6 protein-coding genes are annotated in these 3,919 nt (G+C 73.0%); 3 read left to right on the forward strand and 3 right to left on the reverse strand.

Annotated elements, in window-relative coordinates; genetic code table 11:
* Positions 1–385: DAK2 domain-containing protein (locus tag HW445_RS21405; protein WP_180222607.1), on the reverse strand; the 385-nt coding region annotated here is incomplete at its 3' end.
* 291 nt (positions 386–676) lie between these two features.
* On the opposite strand from HW445_RS21405, the gene rpmB reads away from it, so the two are divergent.
* Positions 677–862 carry a 50S ribosomal protein L28 gene (rpmB, locus tag HW445_RS21410; protein ID WP_151775442.1) on the forward strand — a complete coding sequence of 62 codons (186 nt, stop codon included), beginning with the start codon at positions 677–679 and terminating at the stop codon, positions 860–862.
* 188 nt (positions 863–1,050) lie between these two features.
* Here rpmB and thiD read toward each other — a convergent pair whose 3' ends face one another.
* Together thiD and HW445_RS21420 are read right to left on the reverse strand one after the other, a co-directional pair.
* Entirely contained in the window at positions 1,051–1,854 is an 804-nt protein-coding gene (gene thiD / locus HW445_RS21415; protein WP_180222603.1) for a bifunctional hydroxymethylpyrimidine kinase/phosphomethylpyrimidine kinase, read from the reverse strand.
* Between the two features lie 5 nt (positions 1,855–1,859).
* Positions 1,860–2,825: a thiamine-phosphate kinase gene (locus HW445_RS21420; protein WP_180222604.1), complete on the reverse strand. Its 966-nt coding sequence runs from the start codon at positions 2,823–2,825 to the stop codon at positions 1,860–1,862.
* Positions 2,826–3,095: 270 nt separating this feature from the next.
* Here HW445_RS21420 and HW445_RS21425 point away from each other — a divergent pair, with 270 nt between their 5' ends.
* The gene (locus tag HW445_RS21425; RefSeq protein ID WP_180222605.1) at positions 3,096–3,329 is read left to right on the forward strand and encodes an Lrp/AsnC family transcriptional regulator; all 234 of its coding nucleotides are present in this window, start codon (positions 3,096–3,098) and stop codon (positions 3,327–3,329) included.
* A gap of 20 nt (positions 3,330–3,349) precedes the next feature.
* On the forward strand, positions 3,350–3,865 hold the full coding sequence (locus HW445_RS21430; RefSeq protein ID WP_180222606.1) for a DUF3515 domain-containing protein: 516 nt from the start codon (positions 3,350–3,352) through the stop codon (positions 3,863–3,865).
* The last annotated feature ends 54 nt before the right edge of the window (positions 3,866–3,919 follow it).

The following is a 3,919-nucleotide window of genomic DNA, read 5'->3' on the forward strand; positions in this document are numbered from 1 at the left end:
CGGAATCGGCGGCCCGCCGCAGCGCCGCGCAGAGGGCGTCGGCGTCGGCGTGCGGGGCCTTGTCGTCCAGCCCCTCGGCCATGCCGCGCAGCAGTTGCGCGCAGATGGTGCCGGAGTTGCCGCGGGCGCCGACGAGCGCACCGTGGGCCATCGCCCGCATCACCTCGGGGAGGGAGGGACGGGCTCCGCCGGCGAAGGCCCGCTCGACGCCCGCGGCGGCGGACTCGAGGGTGAGGTAGAGATTGGTCCCGGTGTCGCCGTCGGGCACCGGGTAGACGTTGATCGCGTCGATCTCCTCGCGCGCCCTGCCCAGCGCGTCCAGCGCGAGAGCGCACCAGGCGCGCACCGCGGGTGCGTCGAAGAACGTCTCCGGCACCTTCGGCACCTGCGCCACCTGCGCCTCCCTGTTCTGCTGGTCTTCCGGACCGGTAGGCAGCGTAGTGCCCGCACGTGCCCGCGGTGACCGGCCCCGGTGTCCCGGTCCGGTGCGGGGGCTCCGGGCGGGTCGATGCCCGCCCCGTGGTAGTTTCGTTGTACGGACGCAGTCGTTGTATGCTGCTCCGGTTGCCCGATCCGTTCGGGCCATTCCCCTGGCAAGGCCACTCAGATCCCTTCGATCCGACCCCTGGCATGCCGGGGTCCACCGTAAGTGCATCTGAAGTCTTTGGAGTGACCCGTGGCTGCCAACTGCGACGTCTGCGGCAAGGGCCCGAGCTTCGGCAACAACATCTCGCACTCGCACCGCCGTACGCCCCGTCGCTGGAACCCCAACATCCAGCGCGTTCGTACCGTGGTGGGCGGGACGCCGAAGCGCGTGAACGCTTGCACCTCGTGCATCAAGGCCGGCAAGGTCTCGCGCTGACGTCCATCACCCGTCGTCCCGGGACTCCCCGGGCTGCGGGGACATCACGCGCGGCCACTGCCGGTTCGCTGCATTGAGCCGGTCCACGATTTCCGTGGACCGGCTTTCTGCTGTCTCCGGGCACCCCGGGCACCCCGGGCACCCCGGGTGCCCCGGGCGCCGCGCGTGCACCCGGGGGTCCGGAGCTTCTACCGTCCGCGGTCGCGCCAGCCGTGGTCCACGGGGCCGATGCCCGCGCCGAGCGCGAAACCGGCGGCTATCGCCCCCGTGACGTACTCCTTGGACAGCGCCACCGCCTCCGGCACCGGCAGTCCGAGCGCCAGGTGGGAGGCGATCGCGGAGGCCAGTGTGCACCCGGTGCCGTGGGTGTGCCGGTTGTCCAGCCTCGGGGCGCGGAGCCAGTGCTCCTCGGAGCCGTCGGTCAGCAGGTCGACCGCCTCGCCGGCCAGGTGGCCGCCCTTGACGAGCACCCAGCGCGGCCCCAGCTCGAGCAGGGCCGCGGAGGCCCGCCGCATCCCCGCCTCGTCCTCCACCCGCACGCCGGTGAGCTGGGCCACCTCGTCCAGGTTGGGGGTGACGACGGTGGCCGCGGGCAGCAGCCGGGTGCGCACCGCCTCCAGCGCGGACCCGGCGAGCAGCGGGTCGCCGTGCTTGGAGACGCTGACCGGGTCGACCACGGCGGGCACGGCCGTGCCGCTGATCAACTCGGCGACGAGTTCGACCAGTTCCGCCGAGGAGAGCATCCCGGTCTTGACCGCGTCCACGCCGATGTCGTCGGCCACCGCCCGGTACTGGGCGCGCACCGCCTCGGCGGGCAGGTCCCAGACGCCGTGCACGCCGCGCGAGTTCTGCGCGGTGACCGCGGTGAGCACGCTCATCCCGTGCACGCCGAGGGCCAGCATCGTCTTGAGGTCCGCCTGGATGCCCGCGCCGCCGCCGGAGTCGGATCCGGCGACGGTCAGCACCAGCGGCGGCGCTCCCGCACCGGTCATCACCCTCAACCCTCCAGGTCCGAGAAGTGGTCCCAGCCGCCCTTGCGGGTCCAGGGCGCGCCGTCCACGGTGACCTGCGGCAGCGCCGACGGGTTGAGGACCTCGCCGATCACCTTCCACCGCGCGGGCAGCTTCACGTCGGGCGGGAAGGTGGCCACGATGGCGTGGTCCTCTCCCCCGGTGAGCACCCACTGCAGCGGGTCGACGCCGACCGCCGAACCGATGTCGTTCATCTGGGTGGGGATGTCCAGGGCGCCCGAGCGGATGTCGATGCGCACCTTGCTGGCCTCCGCGATGTGCCCGAGGTCGGCGATCAGCCCGTCGCTGACGTCGCACATGGCGGTCGCGCCGAGCGAGGCCGCGGCGGGGCCCGCGTGGTAGGGCGGCTCGGGGCGGCGGTGGGCCTCGACGAAGGCGCGGGGCGAGCGGAAGCCCCGGGAGAGCACCGCGAATCCGGCCGCCGACCAGCCCAGCCAGCCGGTGACGGCCACCACGTCGCCCGGCTGCGCACCGGCCCGGGTCACCGGCTCGTGGTTGCGAAGGTCGCCGAGGGCGGTGATGGAGACGGTGATGGTGTCCCCGCGGACCACGTCCCCGCCGACCACCGCGGCGCCCGCCACCTGGCACTCGTCGCGCAGGCCGTCCATCAGCTCCGTCGGCCAGGTCACCGGCAGTTCGGCGGGCAGCACCAGGCCGAGCAGCAGTGCCGTCGGCACCGCGCCCATCGCGGCGATGTCGGCCAGGTTCTGCGCGGCAGCCTTGCGGCCCACGTCGTAGGCGGTCGACCAGTCCCGGCGGAAGTGCCGGCCCTCGATCAGGATGTCCGTGCTCGCCACCACCCGCCGGTCGGGGGCGGAGACCACGGCGGCGTCGTCGCCCGGGCCGAGCCGGACCGCCGGGGTGGTGGTGAGCCGCGAGGTGAGCTCCCTGATGAGCCCGAACTCCCCCAGTTCCCCCACGGTTCCCTTCACCGAGCCTCACCGTTCCCTTCAGCGGTCGTTGTGCCGGGTATCAGTGTCATGGGTATCCCCTGTGTACATGTCCGCGGGGGGCGGCTGCTCCCGTCGGCCGCGGACGGGCGCCGCCGCCCGTCGCCGGCGCGGGCGGGCGTCAACCCGTGCCGAGGAGTGCACCCTGGCGCGCGAGCCCTTGATCCGTGAGGTCTCCCCCCGGGGTGGGACTACGCGATACCGTGTCGTTCCTTCTCCCCACACGATCCTCGAAGCCGCCCTGGAGGTTCCGTGGTACAGGCGTACATCCTCATCCAGACGGAGGTAGGAAAGGCGTCCTCCGTCGCCGACATGATCAGCAAGTTCTCCGGTGTGATCCAGGCCGAGGACGTGACCGGACCGTACGACGTGATCGTGCGCGCCCAGGCCGACTCGGTCGACGAACTCGGCCGCATGGTGGTCGCGAAGATCCAGGGGGTGGACGGCATCACGCGGACGCTGACCTGCCCGGTCGTGCATCTGTAGCCCCCGTCTACCCTGGGCCGGTGAGCTCCTACCGCCACCGGCCTCGTCCCCGTGCCCGTCGTGCCCGTCCGCTCGCCTCGGCGGGCGCGGCCGGGCTGGTTCTGCTGGCTGCCGCCTGCTCCTCGGCAGACGACCGGGCCGAGGCGGCGGTTCCCTCTCCGGACAAGGAAGTGACCGGACTCTGCCGCGGGCTGGACAGGGCTCTGCCGGAGACGGTGGTCGACGAGGACCGCTCCGACCCGGAGCCGGAGTCCGAGCTCACGGCGGGCTGGGGAAGCCCGGCGATCATACTCCGCTGCGGGATCCCACGGCCCCCGGTGATGAACGATCCCGACGCGGTCACCGTGGAGGTCGACGGCGTGGGGTGGGTGGTCGAGGAGCTGGAGGACGGCGCGCACCGTTTCACCACGTCGCTGCGCCGCGCCTACGTCGAGGTCGCGCTGCCCGGGGAGGTCGCCGCCGTGAGCGGTTCGTTCGCCCTGGTCGACCTGGCTCCGGCGATCAAGAGGACGATCCCGCAGGGCGTCGCGGACTAGCCGGTCGGTCACGGCTCCGGTCCGGCCCGGTCGGCGGCCGGTCAGCCCCTGAGG

This window comes from Streptomyces sp. UH6 (assembly GCF_013421635.1).
GTDB classification, from domain to species: Bacteria; Actinomycetota; Actinomycetes; order Streptomycetales; family Streptomycetaceae; genus Streptomyces; species Streptomyces abyssomicinicus.